The following is a 15070-nucleotide window of genomic DNA, read 5'->3' on the forward strand; positions in this document are numbered from 1 at the left end:
GTGGTCGTTGGGCCCAGGAGGCTTCGCCTAGTCTGGTCTATGGCGCCGCACTGCTAATGCGGTTGGGGGTAACCCCCCCTCCCGGGTTCAAATCCCGGAGCCTCCGCTGGTGCCCGGTTCGCCGGGTGCTAGGTTACAACTGAACACGCGCCCGTAGCTCAGCTGGATAGAGCATCTGACTACGGATCAGAAGGTCAGGGGTTCGAATCCCTTCGGGCGCACGTCTGGTTGAGACAGCAAAGGCCCCTCCGGTTCGCCGGAGGGGCCTTTCTCGTTCCCGCTTGCGAGGGCAGCCGGCGCTGCCCGTGGGGTCGCCCGTGCGCCGGTGGTCCGTGCGCTCGGCTCGTGCCACCGTTGAACGATCACCGGGTTCGGTGCCGACGCGAAAACCGTGGACCCGGGCTAGTGACGGGAGGGCGGGTCTTCGTGAAAGCCCACCGGCCCGACGACCGTGAGCGCGCTTCCCGTGGTCGTCCGGTCGCGCCCGTGCGCCGCCCCGAAGCCGAGCAGCTGCTGCGGCTCAACCGCCTCGCCGGCAACGCGGCCGTGGTGTCGCTCGTCGTGCAGCGGGTTCGGCTTTCCGACGGGGACAAGCAGCGGATCAAAGCCCTGGACAAGAAGCCGGCCGCCACCGCCAAGAAGCGGATCAAAGCCTTCTCCGCCACCGAGGGCGAACTGTGGAACCGCCTGATCACCTTCGCGGTCGGTTCGAAAGTCCCGGGGCCGGAGCGGGAGGGTTACCTCGCCGAGTTGTACCGCGCGCTCGGCGATGGCCTGCCGCTGGACGCGCTCACCCAGCTTCGGACTCTCCTGGACCGGAAGTACGAAGTCCCGGCGCGGCCGGACAGGCCCGGCAAAAAGGAGCTGCCGCCGCACTTCGTCCCGTCGGGTGGTGTCGGCTTCGCCCCCTCGCTCGACGAGGTCAAAGGGACCCGCGAAAAGCTCGTCAAGCACGAGGAGAAGAAGCCACCCGCGTCGTGGTCCGCTTTTCCGGAGGGCGTCCGGAAACAGCTGACGCAAATGTGGGACAAGTGGCAGCGGGGGGAAACCGACGCGGCGAGCTTCTACGACGACTTCTACAAGCAGTCCGATGCGAAGCGGGCGATGAACGTCCCGTCCGCCGACCAGTACGTCGCCGCGCTCGCCGCGCAGGACGTCCTCGGTTCCACGTCGAAGAAGCAAGCCACGGACTCGAGCAGCGGTTACCCGATCATGCTCCGCAACAAGGGGGGTTTGCCGCAGAGCCGGCTCTACCTCAACCCGCACCCGCGGCACGTCGCGGACGTCTACCGGTTCGTCAAGGACCACGTCGACCCGATCCCCGGCGTCATCTGGGTCAAGCTCGCCGACCACGCGCGGGCGATGACGGTGCGGGACGTCATCGTCATCTACCTCTCGGCCGAGCACCCCGGCGCCGAGCGGGCGGTGGTCGACGTCCTCCGGAACTACCAATCCAGCCACGGCGGCCACTTCCTCAACGAGGTGCCCCGCTTGACGCGGGGCCTGCTCCCCGGTGTCGGCGTCGGCGACGAACCGCCCAACAGCGGCCTGGTGAGCATGCTCAACAAGCAGTCCGAGGCGATGGGCCACGAGGAACGGAGCCGGCACGACTTCGACTTCGGCTGGTTCTCGTTCTCCACCTACCGCTCCACGCTGGTCGTGCGAGCGATCGAGGACGCGGGCGGCATCGGCGGCCGGGAGGACGTGTTCCAGTCGCTCGTCGCGGAGTACTTCGCCCGCGGGCATCGACCTCACCGACCCGGCCCGGCAGGGGCCGCCCGATCCGAGCGCTTTCCCGGTACTGGGCATGCTCCGGCCGCGGGCCCGGGAAGAGGATGCGGAAGAGAAGGAAAAGGAACACTCCTGACGGTGGCGATCACTGCTTTCCGTAACTGGACTGGACCAGTGAACACGCGAACGTCTCGGCTGGTCACCCATCGTTCACCACTCTCCGTGGTTGTTCTTCCCTAATTGGTCTGGACCACGTAACGTCTTCGCAAACGGTGCGAAAAACACCGCCTCGGTCCCCCCGCGGTGCCGTGCCGTTCCCGTACCTGGCTCAAGGGAGAGCGATGTCCAGAAAGAGATGGCACCTCCTCGGTTTGTTCACCGCGGTCGGCGCGCTCGCGGTCGGTCTCGTGACCGTGCCGGCCAGCGCCGCCGGCGGCGTCGGCGCCAGCTTCACCAAGGGCTCCGACTGGGGCACCGGCTACGAAGGCAAGTACACGATCAACAACGGTTCCGGTTCGACGCTGGCCGCCTGGACGGTCGAGTTCGACCTCCCGTCCGGCGCGAAGATCTCCTCCCTCTGGGACGGCAGCTACACCGCGGCCGGCCAGCACGTCACCGTCAAGAACACCTGGAACGGCAACGTCGCCAACGGCTCTACCGCCAGCTTCGGCTTCAACGTCGCCTACTCCGGCACCTACTCGGCGCCGGCGAACTGCAAGCTGAACGGCGGGTCCTGCGACGCCGGCGGCGGCACCCCGACCACCACGCCGACCACCCCGACGCAGCCCACCACGACCCCCACGACCCCGACCACGCCGACCACCCCGCCGACGACGACCACGCCGCCGCAGACCGGCGCGCTGAAGAACGTCGGCTACTTCGTGCAGTGGGGCGTCTACGGCCGCAACTACCACGTCAAGAACATCGAGACGTCGGGCTCGGCCAGCAAACTGACCCACATCAACTACGCCTTCGGCAACGTGACGAACGGCCAGTGCACGGCGAACGACGACCCGTACGCCGACTACCAGAAGACCTACGACGCCGCGGGCAGCGTCGACGGCGTCGCCGACACCTGGGACCAGCCGGTCGCGGGCAACTTCAACCAGCTGCGCAAGCTGAAGAAGCTGCACCCGGGCCTCAAGGTGATCTGGTCGTTCGGCGGCTGGACCTACTCCGGCGGCTTCGGCCAGGCGTCGCAGAACGCCGCCGCGTTCGCGCAGTCCTGCTACAACCTGCTGAAGGACCCGCGCTGGGCGGACATCTGGGACGGCATCGACATCGACTGGGAGTACCCCAACGCGTGCGGCCTTTCCTGTGACACCAGCGGTGCCGCGGCCTACAAGAACCTGATGGGCGCGCTGCGGGCGAAGTTCGGTTCGTCGTTCCTGATCACCTCGGCGATCACGGCCGACGGCAGCAACGGCGGCAAGCTCGACGTCGCCGACTACGGCGGCGCCGCGCAGTACGTCGACTGGTACAACGTCATGACCTACGACTACTTCGGCGCCTGGGCGGCGCAGGGTCCGACGGCCCCGCACTCGCCGCTGACGAACTTCACCGGCATCCCGACGCCGGGCTTCTACTCCGACGCGGCGATCCAGAAGCTGAAGAGCAAGGGCGTCCCGTCGAGCAAGCTGTTGCTGGGCATCGGGTTCTACGGCCGCGGCTGGACCGGCGTCACGCAGTCGACCCCGGGCGGCACCGCGACCGGCCCCGCGCCGGGCACGTACGAGCAGGGCATCGAGGACTACAAGGTGCTGAAGAACTCCTGCCCGTCGACCGGCACGTTCGCCGGCACCGCGTACGCCAAGTGCGGCAGCAACTGGTGGAGCTACGACACCCCGGCGACCATCGGCGGGAAGATGTCCTACGCCAAGCAGCAGGGTCTCGGCGGCGCGTTCTTCTGGGAGCTGACCGGCGACACCACGGGCGGCGAGCTCATCACCGCGATGAAGAACGGCCTGTCGTGAAGCGCCGGTGGTTGCCCGCACTCGGGCTGGCGGCCGCGGCCGCCACGATCGGCGCGATGTTCGTGATCGCCCCGGCGAACGCGGCGGGCGGCGTGTCCGCGACCTTCTCGAAGGGCTCCGACTGGGGCACCGGGTACGAAGGCAAGTACACGATCGCCAACGGCTCGGGCTCGACGCTCGCCACCTGGACCGTCGAGTTCGACCTGCCGAGCGGCGCGAAGATCTCGTCGCTGTGGGACGGCAGCTACACGGCGTCCGGCCAGCACGTCACGGTGAAGAACACGTGGAACGGCAACGTCGCCAACGGCGGTAGCGCGAGCTTCGGCTTCAACGTGGCGTACTCGGGTTCGTACGTCGCGCCGTCGAACTGCAAGCTCAACGGTGGGTCGTGTGCGGCCGGGGGCACACCCCCCACGACCACGACGCCTCCTACGACGACGACCCCGCCGACCACCACCACGCCGCCGCCGGCAGGTGGCCGGGGCGCGCCCTACCTGTACATGGGCTGGGGCAGCCCGCCGAACCCGCAGACGGTGATGAACGCGACCGGGGTCAAGTGGTTCACCATGGCGTTCATCAACGCCTCCGGTGGCTGCAACCCGGCGTGGGACAGCAGCCGTCCGCTCTCCGGCAGCGCCGACGCCACCGCGATCTCCCAGATCAAGGCGGCGGGCGGCCAGGTCGTCCCGTCGTTCGGTGGCTGGAGCGGCAACAAGCTCGGCCCGAACTGCTCGACGCCGGCGGCACTGGCCGGCGCCTACCAGCAGGTGATCAACGCGTACGGGCTGAAGGCGATCGACATCGACATCGAGAACTCCGACGAGTTCGAGAACGAGGCCGTGCAGGACCGCATCCTGGGCGCGCTGAAGATCGTCAAGCAGAACAACCCGGGCGTGCAGACGATCCTGACGTTCGGCACGTCGACGACCGGCCCGAACTACTACGGCAACCGGCTCATCGACCAGTCGAAGGCGCTGGGCGCGAACGTGGACGTGTTCACGATCATGCCGTTCGACTTCGGCGGCGGCGCGAACATGTACAACAGCACGGTCAGCGCGGCGAACGGCTTGCGGGACAAGCTGAAGTCGACGTTCGGCTGGAGCGACGCCACGGCGTACGCGCACCTCGGCATCTCGGGCATGAACGGGCTGTCGGACCAGCAGGAGCTGACGGACTTGTCGACGTGGACCCAGATCACGAACTGGTCCAAGACGAACAAGATCGCCCGCCTGGCGTTCTGGTCGGTCAACCGCGACCGAGGCTGCCCGGGCGGCGGCGTCCAGTCGGCGTGCAGCGGCATCGCCCAGAACGACTGGGACTTCACCAAGGTGACGGCGGGCTTCTGACGTCGTCGTGAACGAAGGCCTCCTTGCCGGCTCCCCGGGCCGGCAAGGAGGCCTTCTTCAGCTCGGGTTTGCCGAGCGGCAGCCACGGTTGCGGGTTCGCACGCGGGTCGGTGCGCGCGAGTTCCGCGGCCAAGGCGGCTTCCCGCTGTTCCGCCGCGTCGGCGTCCGGCAACCCGAGCACCGAAGCGATCGTCTCCCAGCTCCAGCCCTGAGCGCGGGCCGCGCGGATGAACTCCGGCTCGGACTGGTCGGCGACCCGCCGTTGGCGGGTGAGCGCCAGGTACCACCGCTCCAGCACGGGTTTCGGAGGTGCCTCGCCGGCGTGGGCGGCCAGGAACAATCCGGTCAGCTGGTCGCAGGTCAGGTGCGGTCCTTCCGCGCCGAAGCGGGTCGAGCGCAGCCATTCGTCGATCACCGGGTCGCGGTCCATCGGTTCAATGTCCCACGAAGAAGTGCCAGCCCACCCACCACCAGGCCAGCACGAACGCGATCCGCGCGCTTCGTCGCCGCATCACCACCGCCAGGACGCTGGTCAGCTTCGGCACGCGCTTCGGCCATACGTGGCTTGCCACGCCCAGCCCGATCGCCACCAGGACGATCAGGCCGAACCCCAGCTCGGTGAGCACCCGGGTGCTCACGACCGCCTCGCCGTGGCCGCCGCGCGGAGCATCGCCAGGCCCGCCGCCAGCCAGCCCGTGATCGCCAGTGCCTGGACCCACCGGTGCGTCAGCAGTGGGTCGACCAGGTCGCTCATCGTCGGGTGGGTCAGGGACAGCCCGCCCGCCGCCTGCTCGTAGCCGAACGACAGCAGTTCCCACGCGCACCACGAGAGCGCCACCGCCGACCACAGCCACGCCCGCTGTGGCACCGGGCGGTCCACCGGCAGCGACGGGTCGCGCCACTCGGCGCGCAGCGCCACCAGGCCGATCACCGAGATCGCGACCGCCACCGGGGCGCTGTCGCGGCCGAAGGCCAGCACCAGCAGCCCGGCCGCGACCACCGCGAAGCCCGGCACCCGGAACGGTTCTCCGAGTTCCGCGGGTTCCGTTCGCGGCCGTTCGGTGATCAGGAGGACCAGCAGGACCGCCAGGAAGATCAGCGCGTCCGCGGGCGCGCCGCGGATCCAGTGCGCGATCGCCGCGAGGGCGAGCGCGATGACCGGGAGGTCGACGGTGAGCGAATGACTGCGGAAGCCGAGAGCCATGGCCTAGCTCCTTCGCGACAGGTCCTTGTCATTGCTAACAAAAAACCCGGCGCCCGGCCAGCGCATTCCGCCCCTCAGAGCGTCTTGGCGGCGTCCCCGATCGCTTCGTCCAGGATCGACAGCCCCAGCGAGATCTCCTCCTCCGACGCCGTCAGCGGCGGTGCGATGCGGAACACCCCGCCCATTCCCGGCAGCTGCACGATGTTCATGTGCAGCCCCAGTTCGAGGCAGCGCCGCGTCACGCGCGCGCCCAGCTCGTCCGAGCTGCGCTTCGTCTCGCGGTCGACCACCAGCTCGAGCCCCGCCAGCAGGCCGCGGCCGCGGATGTCGCCGACCACCTCGTGGCGGTACGCGATCTGCTCGAGGCCGTGGCGCAGCAACGAACCGAGCTGCAGCGCGCGCTCGTCGAGGCGGTCGCGGTGCAGGACGTCCAGGACCGTGTTGCCCACCGCCGCCGGCAGCGGGTCCGCCACGTGCGTAGTGAAGAACAGGAAGCCGCGGTCGTGCGCCTCCTGCTCGATCTCCGCGCTCGTCAGCACCGCCGCCAGGGGCAGGCCGGCGCCGAGCGTCTTCGACAGCGTCAGGATGTCCGGGACGACGCCGTCGCGCTCGAACGCGTACCAGTTCCCCGTGCGGCACAGGCCCGTCTGGGCCTCGTCGAGGATCAGCAGCATGCCGCGTTCACGGCACTTCTGCTGCAACGCCGCGAAGTAGCCGGGCGGCGGCTCGATGATGCCGCCCGAGCTCAAGATCGGCTCGACGATGCACGCCGCGAGGCTGCCGACCGACTGCGCGTCGATCAGGTCGAAGCCGAAGTCGAGCTGGCGCCGCCAGTCGAGGCCGCCGTCGGCGTCGGTGAAGTCCGGGCGGTACGCGTTCGGCGCGGGGATGGCGAAGTTGCCGGGCGCGGCCGGCCCGTACCCCTTGCGGCCGGCGCTGTACGTCGCGCTCGCCGCGGCCTGCGTCATGCCGTGCCACGAGCGGGCGAACGAGACGATCTCGTGCTTGCCCGTCACGAGCTTCGCCATCCGGATCGCGGCTTCGTTGGACTCCGCGCCCGTGGTCAGCAGCAACGCCTTTTCGAGCGGCGCCGGGAGCGTCTCGGCGAGGCGTCGCGCGAGGTCGACGACCGGGCGGCTCAGCATGCCGCTGAACAGGTGGTCGAGCTTCGCGACCTGGCGCTGGACGGTGTCGACGATCTCCGGGTGCGAGTGCCCGAGGATCGCGCTCATCTGGCCGGACGTGAAGTCGAGGATGCGGCGGCCGTCTTCGGTGAAGACGAAGCTGCCTTCGGCGTGGTCGATGATTTCGTGGGTGAAGGCGCCGCCGTAGCGCACGAGGTGGCGGTCGGCGTCGGTCCAGAACGCTTCTGCGGTGGTTTCGGAGGTCGGGGCAGCCATGCCGTCGACGGTAAGACGTCACCGAGCGACACGTCCATCTCACGATTCCGGCTTTCTTGTTCGGTTAGTCCGCACAAGAATGGGGTGATGCTGAACCCGTGGCGCCTGCGGCTGCTGAGCCGGCTCGACACGCTGGGGACGGTCCGCGCGGTGGCGCAGGACGCGAACCTGAGCGCGTCGAGCGTGTCGCAGCAGCTGGCCGTGCTCGAAGCGGAAACCCGCACCCAGCTGCTGGAACGCACCGGCCGCCGGGTCCGGCTGACGCCGGCGGGGCTGATGCTGGCGCGGCGCGCGCGGGCGATCCTCGACCACATGGACACGGTCGAGGCGGAGCTGCGCAGCCTCGGCGACGAGCCGGTCGGCCTGGTGCGGCTCGGCGCCTTCCAGAGCGCGATCCACACGATGGCGGTCCCGGCGGTGACGCGGCTGGCCGCCGCGTACCCGCACCTGGAGGTCGAGCTGCTGGAGCTGGAGCCGCACGCGAGCATCCCGGCCCTGCGCGGCGGCGACGCGGACGTGATCATCACGACGACCGACTTCGTCCAGCTGCCCCTGGGCCCCGACCTCGACATCGTCCCGCTGGCGACGGACCCGATCGTGCTGGTGACGTCTTCGGAAGGGGCTCGCGGCCCGGCGGATCTGTCGGCGTACGCGGACTCGGCGTGGGCGTTGGACGTGCCGCAGTCGTACATGGCGGACCTGACGCTGCGGTTGTGCCGCGAGTCGGGCTTCGAGCCGCGGGTGGTGTGCCGGTTCAGCAATTATCTGATGACGTTGCAGCACGTCGAGGCGGGGTTGTCGATCGCGCTGCTGCCCCTGCTGGCGGTGGACCGGCGGTACCGGGTGACGACGCGCGAGCTGGCGACCCCGGTGACGCGCACGATCGCGGCGGTGGTGCGCAGGGGGACGCCGTTGCGCGCGGGGGTGAACGTCGTGCTGGATGCGTTGCGGCAGCCGCCGGATCTGCCTGCCTTGACGGAATGGGCCGGGCGTCCCTCCTAGTCGGTCCGGCCCTTGCGCCGGTAGTCCCTCGCGTCCTTGGCGTAGCGGAGGTATTCGAAACCACCGTCCTTGGCGAACTGCGCGAGCGGCGGAGCGACGATTTCGCCTGCGGGTCCGAGCTGCTTCACCGCTTCTTCCGCGACGTCGATGCGGACGTCCCGCTTGGCCTCTTTCTCGGCCTCGCGCTCGTCCGCGGTGTCCTCCTCGGTTGCCGCGGTCTCCGGGGACCGGTCTTCGGGCTGGTCGGGGACCTCCTGGCCGGTGTCCGGAGTTTCGCTTCCGCGTTCGGAGAGCTTCTGCTTGATGGCCGCGGCGAGCGCGACGCCGGTGGCGACGAGCGAGCCGATCGGGTCGGCCGGCCCGGCGGGTGCTTCCGGGGTGACCGGGTCGATGCGCTCGTGCTGCTGGCTGGTGACCGTGTGCGTCTCGTCGTGCTTCTCGGAGGCCGCCTCCGCGCCCTCGATGAGGGTCGAGACGGTTTCGCCCAGGTCGCCGGCGTCCTCAGCGGACTTCTTGGCCGCCGTTTCCTCGGGCTCGATGTCGTCGGCTCGTTCGGTCTTGCGTTCCTCGCCGGTCTCTTCGTGGGGCCGGCCGGGTGTGTCGTCGGCTGCTGGTTCGGGTTGTTCCGAGACGGTCCAGCCTTCGCCCTCTTCGTACGTCGCCGCGCTGTCGCCCTCCGGGGAGAACTGCTCCTGCCACGCGCCGCCGGTGGTGTCGCCGGGCAGGTGCTCGCGCGGGGTGGGTGGGGTCGGGTCCTGGTCCGTCCGTTGCAGCTCCAGCTGGCCGGACTCGCTGTCCCAGACGGCTTCGTAGTTGCGGGGATCGCTGTCCGGGTCCTGGGGTTGCGCTTCGGTTTCGCGCTCCGGTTCCGGACGTTCTGCCGGCTCGTTTTCCTGCGGGGATTCCGTGGTTTCCGGCTGCTCGGCTTGCGCCTCGGAGTTCCATGAACCGTCCCAGCGTGGATCGTCGGGCTTCAGTTCGCGTTCCCGCTCGGTGTTGTCGGGGTCGTCGGCGCCGGTGTCGTCCGGGGGATCCGGGTCGTCGTCCGGTGGGTCGTTCGCCTCGTCCGCGGCCGGGTCGGGGTTGTCCGCGCGGTCTTCGGCTTCCGGGGTGGGCTCGTCGTCGGGCGGGTCGTCCGGGACCTCGTCCGGGTTCTCGGATGCCGGCTCCGGTGCGTCGTCCGGCGGGTCTTCGTAGTCGGGCTCAGCCGGCTCGGGGTTGTCGGCCCGGTCTTCGGTCCCCGGGTCGGGTTCATCGGCAGCAGGGGAGTCCGGCTCGTCGGGGTTGTCCGGCGCGGGTTCCGTGGGGTTGTCGTCGGGAGCCGGATCCGGGGAGTCGTCCGGTGGGTCTTCGTTGTCGGTCCCGTCGTCGGGTGGGCCTGTCTCGTCCGGTGCCGAATCCGGTGGGGCGATCTCCGCCGGCTCGGTGGCCGGGGCGTCGCCTGTGTCCGGGGTGTCGTCCTCTGCCGGGCCTTCCGGGTGGTCCGATCCCGTGTCCGCCGGTTCCGGTGGGGGCTCCGGTGCTTCCGGCGCTCCGTCGCTGGTCTCGTTCATCGTTTGGCCCCCTCGGCGTCCAACCGCAGCACGCGGTCAGCGCGGAACGCGATGTCCAGGAACTTCGTCGCCGCGTGGAAGCGGGCGACCTCCGTCTTCGCGTTGCTGAGCCGGGCCGCCGCCTGCAGGATCAGCGTCGGCCGGGTGGTGCCGAGGACCGTTGCCGTGTCGTCGGACCAGTGCTCCGGACGTCGGCGCAAAGCCGCCAGCTGCTCCTCACGCGTCGCCCCTTCGAGGGTCAGGCCGCGGTCTGCCCACGAGGACGTCGACGGATGGGGTCCGGTGTCCGGTTCGTCGGCCTTCAACGCCAGCAGGACGTCGAACCAGCGGTAACTCCCCGCCTGCCAGCGGACCTCCGGCCCCTCGCACCCCGGCGCACCCGCCAACGTCCGCCGGGCGCTGTCCGCCAGGTGGGAGATGAACTCGGCCGCCGGGTTGTGGCGGGTTATCCCCGCGTACCGGGCGTCCACCGCGGTCTGGATCCGGTGGGCCACCGCGCATTCCAGCGTTCGTGGGTCGTACGCCGCGTGCAGTGAGGCGATCCAGGATGCGGCCGGCGATGGCGCCGGCCGGCCGGCGATGTGCGCGACCGTCAGCAACTCCAGCCACAGCACCAGTTCCGGGTCCTCGTCCGCGCGGTACAGCGCATCGCCCAGCTCTCGCAACGTGCAAGGCCGGGAAGTGCACAATTGTCCACACGCGACACTTCGGCGGGCGTCCAGAGCAGGCGATCTGGAAACGAGAGAAGCGTCCTCCAGTGCCGCGCCCAACGGCATCGCGAGGCGCAACGGCCGGTCCATCCCGTCCGTGAACACCGCCGCCCGGCCCGGGGGCAGCGTCACCACGTGCCGGGACTGGGCTTCGCTCAGGTTCATCGTCGCCCCGACCGCCTCGCGGTCGTCCGCGGCCGGTAGGCGGTGGAGGATCTTGCACGCCGTGTTCTTGATGACGTCCGGGACGATCTTGCCCGGGATCTGCTCGGCCACCACGATCCCTTCGCCGTACGCGCGGATCTCGGCCAGCAGCGACGTGAACAGCTCCACCGCGTGCTCGGTCGGGCTCCCCGGCTCCGCCCGCTTCAGCAGCCGGTGTGCCTCTTCCAGCACCAGCACGTGCTTCAGCCCGGACGAACCGGCCACGTGGTGGACGCGCAGGTGCTCGAACAGCCGGATCAGCACCGCGCCGATGAAGAACGCCTTGTCCATGTCGGAGCCGATGTCCTCGATCTCCAGCACGACGTTGCCGCGCAGCAGCGCCGCGACGTCCAGCGGGTGGCCACCCTCGAAGAAGCGGCCCGGCGTGCCCAGCCTCAGGGACCCGATGCGGACGTCGACGAAGCCGCGGACGTTGTCGGCGACCTCCTTGCCGTAGCCGATGCCCTTGACCACCTCGATCGCCGTCGTCTGCAGGTCGCCCAGGCTCGGGTACTTCACCCGCCCGACGCGGCCGCGGACCCCGCCGGTCACCGGGTCCCAGCCCTGCTCCGTGTAGCACCGGGTCAGCGCCTGGGCGAGCACCTGCGGGAACGGCTCGTCCGCGTCGAACGCCGCCAGGAACAGCGCGCGCGTCAGGTCCAGGTGCGTCTGCAGCGGGAAGCCCGCCGCCGGTTCCAGGGGGTTGAGCCCGGCCGGGTACGCGTCCGGGTCGCCCGGCCGGATCACCGTGACGCCGCCGGACGGGCCGAGCCGGCCCGCCATCGCCGCGTACTCGGCCTTCGCCGGCTCGATGACCAGCCACGGGACGCCCGCGGCGTGCAGCCCCTCCAGCAGGTGCCGGACGGTCTGCGACTTGCCCGAACCGGTGGCACCCGCGACGAACGTGTGCCGGTTGAGCGTGTCGAGCGCGACGCGGAACTCGCCCACCCGCTGGTCCGCGTCGTCGAGGACCGTGCCGAGCGGGATCTCGCCGTCGGCCTCCGGGGTGACGTCGAACAGCGGCGGCTCGGTCATCCGGATCCCCGGCAGCTCGCGCCGCGGCGGGCGCGCGACCGCCGCGACGAACTCGCCGGGCGCCGCGAACGCGCCCTCGCTCTTCCACGCCGACGCCAGCGGGACGCAGTCGGTGCCCGGCGTCAGCACGTACGGCAGCGCGTCGAGGTCGCTGGCGCTGCACAGCAACGCGGCCGCCGCGCGTGTGCTCGGCTCGTCCGGGCCGCCGACCAGGACGTGCACCGTCCACAGGCCCGCGGACTTCGCCCGCGACAGCTCCCGGTACCGGCCCTCGGCCCGCAGCAGCGCGATCCGGTCCGGCTCGGAGTTCTCCCGCTGCCGCAGCCGGGGGATCGTCGTCTCGAGGACGACGAGCTCGCGTTCGACGGCCTCGGCGCCGAGCGGCTCGGCGACGACCAGCCAGACGAACTCGCCGGGCAGGTGGGCGACGTAGTCGTCGAAGCCGCCGCGGCCCGGCGCGGCCGAGCCGGCCTGGGGTGTCCACAGTGGATCGTGGTCGCCCGTGCACCGCGTCCACGCCGGCAGCGCGGCCCACCGGTCCGCGACCTCGGGCCCGGCGACGGGCGCGCCGAGGCTGCCCGGCGGGTAGAGGATCGGCACCGGCCCGTCGGCCGGGCGCGCGACCGGCGAGTGCGGGCGCCCGCCGACCAGCACGCGCAGGGCCCGCGCCCCGCCCGTGCGGTCCCAGGCGACCGCGAACGCCGCGTCCGGGCCGCGGAACCGCAGGTCGGCGTGGGCCGCGGTGAGCGCGGCGAACAGCTGGGCCGGGGCGCGGCCGCCGGTCTCGTCGGGCCGGTCGGCGTCCGTGGCGAGGTCGTCGCCGCGTGGCACCGACAGCAGGCGGTGGAAGCCGAAGCCGGCGAGCGGGGACATCAGCGGGGGAGCGCGACCCGGTCGAGCAGGACGATGCCGGGGTTGCAGTCGCCCATGACCACCCGCCGCCCGCTCGGACCCGCCTCGACCAGCACGAACGCCGTCGGCGCGAGCGACTGCAGGGCCGTCGGCTCGACCTGGAACTCGTACACGCGTGCGCGCGTCTCGCCTTCGCTGCGCGAGATGGCCTCGGACTGGTTGACGGTGTCCTGCCAGTTGCTCTCGCGCGAGGTCGACGAGCTGAAGTTCCGGCTCCAGTTCGAGCCGGACGACCACGACCCGCCGCTGCCACCGCTCCCGCTGCTGAAGCTGCTGCTGCCGCCGAAGCTGTAACCGCGGCTGCTGGACGACCCCGTGGAGCCGCCGGTGCTGGACGAGTTGCCTTCGGTGAACGTCTTGCCCATCTCCGCGGTCAGCTGCGACAGGACGAACTTGAAGCCGCGCCCGATGAACTCCGCCGCGTTGGCCGCTTCGTTCGCGTTGCCCAGCTGCATCAGCAGGCTGACGCTGCCGGACCCGCCGAGCAGCTTCTGCAGGTCGTCACGCAGGTGCCGGAGCAGGAAGACGAGCCGGACCCCGGCGCGCCGGGCCTGCTGCGCCATGGATTCGAGGGCTTCGAGCCCGATCTGGTCGGCGCCGGCGACGATCAGCACCTCGCGGCCGGTCGTCTCGCGGGAATGCAGCTCCTGCAGCGCGCGGTGGAAGACGACGTGGTCGAGGAACCGCTTGTGCCGCCCGATCTTGGTCCGGGTCGCGACGACGGAGAGGCCGCGCGAAGGCCAGCTCGCGCGGAACCCGGTGGGCGTGCCGTCGGCGGTTTGCTCGGCCCGCGCCAGCCCGCGGATCTCGCCTTCGAGCGCGATGAGCTCGTTGCGCACCTGCTCGGTGTTGCCGACGGTGTCCACATAGGAGTTGAGCTTGCGCAGCTCGTCGGCCGACAGCGTCTCGTCGGAACCCGGGTCGTACACCCGGCGCAGGACCTGCAGCCCGGCGACGAGCTTGGTGAACGTGACCGGCCCGGTCAGCCGCTCGGCCACGGTGGTGAGCAGGTCGGCGTGCAGGCCGCGCAGGTCGGCGCCCATCGCCGTGCGGTTCAGGTTGTGCATCGCCTCGGCGACGACCTCGGCCAGCTCGTGCGGGTCGAGGTCGGCGAGCAGGCCGAACGCGCCGAGGTCGCGCGGCAGCTCGTGCACGGCGACCTCGTAGCCCTTGCCGGCCGCGGCGATCGCCAGGTCGTCGGCGACGGCCATGTCGGTCAGGTCCAGCAGCAGCATCGACGCGCCGCCGGCCAGCTGGGCGGCGCCGCTGGTGGCGAGCAGGCTCGCCCAGCCGTCCTCGGTCCCGCCGAAGACGTCGACGCGGTTCGGCCGGGTGCCCAGTTTCACCGGCTGCCAGAGCATCGCGGAGCCGACGCGCTCGCGTTCGCGGCGGTCGTGCTCGGCGACGCGCTGCTGCCAGGCGAAGTGGGCTTGCGTGTACGACTCGAGCGCGCGGTTGTAGTGGGACTCGTAGCCGCGCTTCAGCACCGTGAACCGCCGCCGCGTCCGGAAGAAGTGCACGATCGCGAGGATGACGCCGACGCCGAGCACGGCGCTGGTGGTGATCTCGGCGGCCAGCGGAACCTGCTTCGAGACGGCGTCCATCATGCCGCCGACCATCACGACCACGACGACGGTCAGCGCGAGCCAGCCGAGCAGCCCCAGCCAGGCGCGCTTGCTGCGCTTCTCCCGCAGCTGGTAGTCGTGCGGCGCGTACACCTGCTCGGCGACCGGTGGGGTCGCCGACTCCGGGCTCACGGCGACCGGGGCCGGCGGGGTGTACTCCCAGCCCCAGGTTTCGCGCGCGCCGAACAGCCGCTCCCACATCTCGGTCGTGCCGCCGACCGCAACGTCCCGCCCCTGCACTGGCCCCTCCGGAGTCCGCCATTCGCCCGGTTGCCGCACGATTGTGCCCCGGACCACCGACAAAAGTGACACTGTTCCCCCGATCGTCCACTTCCGGCCACTGTCCGCTGGACGGCACCTGGCCGGGGGCGGACA

11 protein-coding genes and 2 tRNA genes are annotated in these 15070 nt (G+C 70.7%); 6 read left to right on the top strand and 7 right to left on the bottom strand.

Annotated elements, in window-relative coordinates; translation table 11 throughout:
- Positions 1 to 16: 16 nt before the first annotated feature.
- From ACERZO_RS28465 to ACERZO_RS28485, 5 genes are all read left to right on the top strand, one after another.
- A tRNA-Ser gene (locus ACERZO_RS28465) sits at positions 17 to 106 on the top strand.
- 41 nt (positions 107 to 147) lie between these two features.
- A tRNA-Arg gene (locus ACERZO_RS28470) sits at positions 148 to 221 on the top strand.
- Between the two features lie 265 nt (positions 222 to 486).
- Complete coding sequence (locus tag ACERZO_RS28475) at positions 487 to 1971, top strand: T3SS effector HopA1 family protein (RefSeq protein WP_372667818.1); 1485 nt, start codon at positions 487 to 489, stop codon at positions 1969 to 1971.
- A gap of 101 nt (positions 1972 to 2072) precedes the next feature.
- On the top strand, positions 2073 to 3704 hold the full coding sequence (locus ACERZO_RS28480; protein WP_372667819.1) for a glycosyl hydrolase family 18 protein: 1632 nt from the start codon (positions 2073 to 2075) through the stop codon (positions 3702 to 3704).
- Complete coding sequence (locus ACERZO_RS28485; RefSeq protein ID WP_372667820.1) at positions 3701 to 5050, top strand: cellulose binding domain-containing protein; 1350 nt, start codon at positions 3701 to 3703, stop codon at positions 5048 to 5050. Before ACERZO_RS28480 ends, ACERZO_RS28485 begins: the two co-directional genes overlap by 4 nt.
- On the opposite strand, the gene ACERZO_RS28490 is transcribed toward ACERZO_RS28485, so the two are convergent.
- The 4 genes from ACERZO_RS28490 to ACERZO_RS28505 form a co-directional block, all read right to left on the bottom strand.
- Positions 5025 to 5480: a hypothetical protein gene (locus tag ACERZO_RS28490; RefSeq protein ID WP_372667821.1), complete on the bottom strand. Its 456-nt coding sequence runs from the start codon at positions 5478 to 5480 to the stop codon at positions 5025 to 5027. The two genes, ACERZO_RS28485 and ACERZO_RS28490, sit on opposite strands and share 26 nt — an antisense overlap.
- 4 nt (positions 5481 to 5484) lie before the next feature.
- Positions 5485 to 5688 carry a DUF6186 family protein gene (locus tag ACERZO_RS28495; RefSeq protein ID WP_364463248.1) on the bottom strand — a complete coding sequence of 68 codons (204 nt, stop codon included), beginning with the start codon at positions 5686 to 5688 and terminating at the stop codon, positions 5485 to 5487.
- Positions 5685 to 6254, bottom strand: coding sequence for a hypothetical protein (locus tag ACERZO_RS28500; protein WP_372667822.1), 570 nt, complete (start codon positions 6252 to 6254; stop codon positions 5685 to 5687). Before ACERZO_RS28500 ends, ACERZO_RS28495 begins: the two co-directional genes overlap by 4 nt.
- A 74-nt stretch (positions 6255 to 6328) precedes the next feature.
- Positions 6329 to 7654: an aspartate aminotransferase family protein gene (locus ACERZO_RS28505; protein ID WP_372667823.1), complete on the bottom strand. Its 1326-nt coding sequence runs from the start codon at positions 7652 to 7654 to the stop codon at positions 6329 to 6331.
- Between the two features lie 87 nt (positions 7655 to 7741).
- Here ACERZO_RS28505 and ACERZO_RS28510 point away from each other — a divergent pair, with 87 nt between their 5' ends.
- Positions 7742 to 8656: a LysR family transcriptional regulator gene (locus tag ACERZO_RS28510; RefSeq protein WP_372667824.1), complete on the top strand. Its 915-nt coding sequence runs from the start codon at positions 7742 to 7744 to the stop codon at positions 8654 to 8656.
- On the opposite strand, the gene ACERZO_RS28515 is transcribed toward ACERZO_RS28510, so the two are convergent.
- Genes ACERZO_RS28515 through ACERZO_RS28525 form a run of 3 tightly spaced genes read right to left on the bottom strand, consistent with a single transcriptional unit; the run spans position 8653 to position 14935 of the window.
- Positions 8653 to 10209, bottom strand: coding sequence for a hypothetical protein (locus tag ACERZO_RS28515; RefSeq protein ID WP_372667825.1), 1557 nt, complete (start codon positions 10207 to 10209; stop codon positions 8653 to 8655). The genes ACERZO_RS28510 and ACERZO_RS28515 overlap by 4 nt on opposite strands.
- The gene (locus ACERZO_RS28520; protein WP_372667826.1) at positions 10206 to 13031 is read right to left on the bottom strand and encodes an ATP-binding protein; all 2826 of its coding nucleotides are present in this window, start codon (positions 13029 to 13031) and stop codon (positions 10206 to 10208) included. The genes ACERZO_RS28515 and ACERZO_RS28520 overlap by 4 nt, the downstream gene beginning before the upstream one ends.
- The gene (locus tag ACERZO_RS28525) at positions 13031 to 14935 is read right to left on the bottom strand and encodes a hypothetical protein (protein WP_372667827.1); all 1905 of its coding nucleotides are present in this window, start codon (positions 14933 to 14935) and stop codon (positions 13031 to 13033) included. The genes ACERZO_RS28520 and ACERZO_RS28525 overlap by 1 nt, the downstream gene beginning before the upstream one ends.
- Positions 14936 to 15070: the final 135 nt, after the last annotated feature.

This window comes from Amycolatopsis kentuckyensis (genome assembly GCF_041679295.1).
Classification (GTDB): domain Bacteria; phylum Actinomycetota; class Actinomycetes; order Mycobacteriales; family Pseudonocardiaceae; genus Amycolatopsis; species Amycolatopsis kentuckyensis_A.

Bases quoted from the DNA above. Each gene is read 5' to 3' on its own strand.
- ACERZO_RS28505 (WP_372667823.1), bottom strand. From the start codon at position 7,654: ATGGCTGCCCCGACCTCCGAAACCACCGCAGAAGCGTTCTGGACCGAC.
- ACERZO_RS28500 (WP_372667822.1), bottom strand. From the start codon at position 6,254: ATGGCTCTCGGCTTCCGCAGTCATTCGCTCACCGTCGACCTCCCGGTC.
- ACERZO_RS28510 (WP_372667824.1), top strand. From the start codon at position 7,742: ATGCTGAACCCGTGGCGCCTGCGGCTGCTGAGCCGGCTCGACACGCTG.
- ACERZO_RS28515 (WP_372667825.1), bottom strand. From the start codon at position 10,209: ATGAACGAGACCAGCGACGGAGCGCCGGAAGCACCGGAGCCCCCACCG.
- ACERZO_RS28490 (WP_372667821.1), bottom strand. From the start codon at position 5,480: ATGGACCGCGACCCGGTGATCGACGAATGGCTGCGCTCGACCCGCTTC.
- ACERZO_RS28520 (WP_372667826.1), bottom strand. From the start codon at position 13,031: ATGTCCCCGCTCGCCGGCTTCGGCTTCCACCGCCTGCTGTCGGTGCCA.
- ACERZO_RS28480 (WP_372667819.1), top strand. From the start codon at position 2,073: ATGTCCAGAAAGAGATGGCACCTCCTCGGTTTGTTCACCGCGGTCGGC.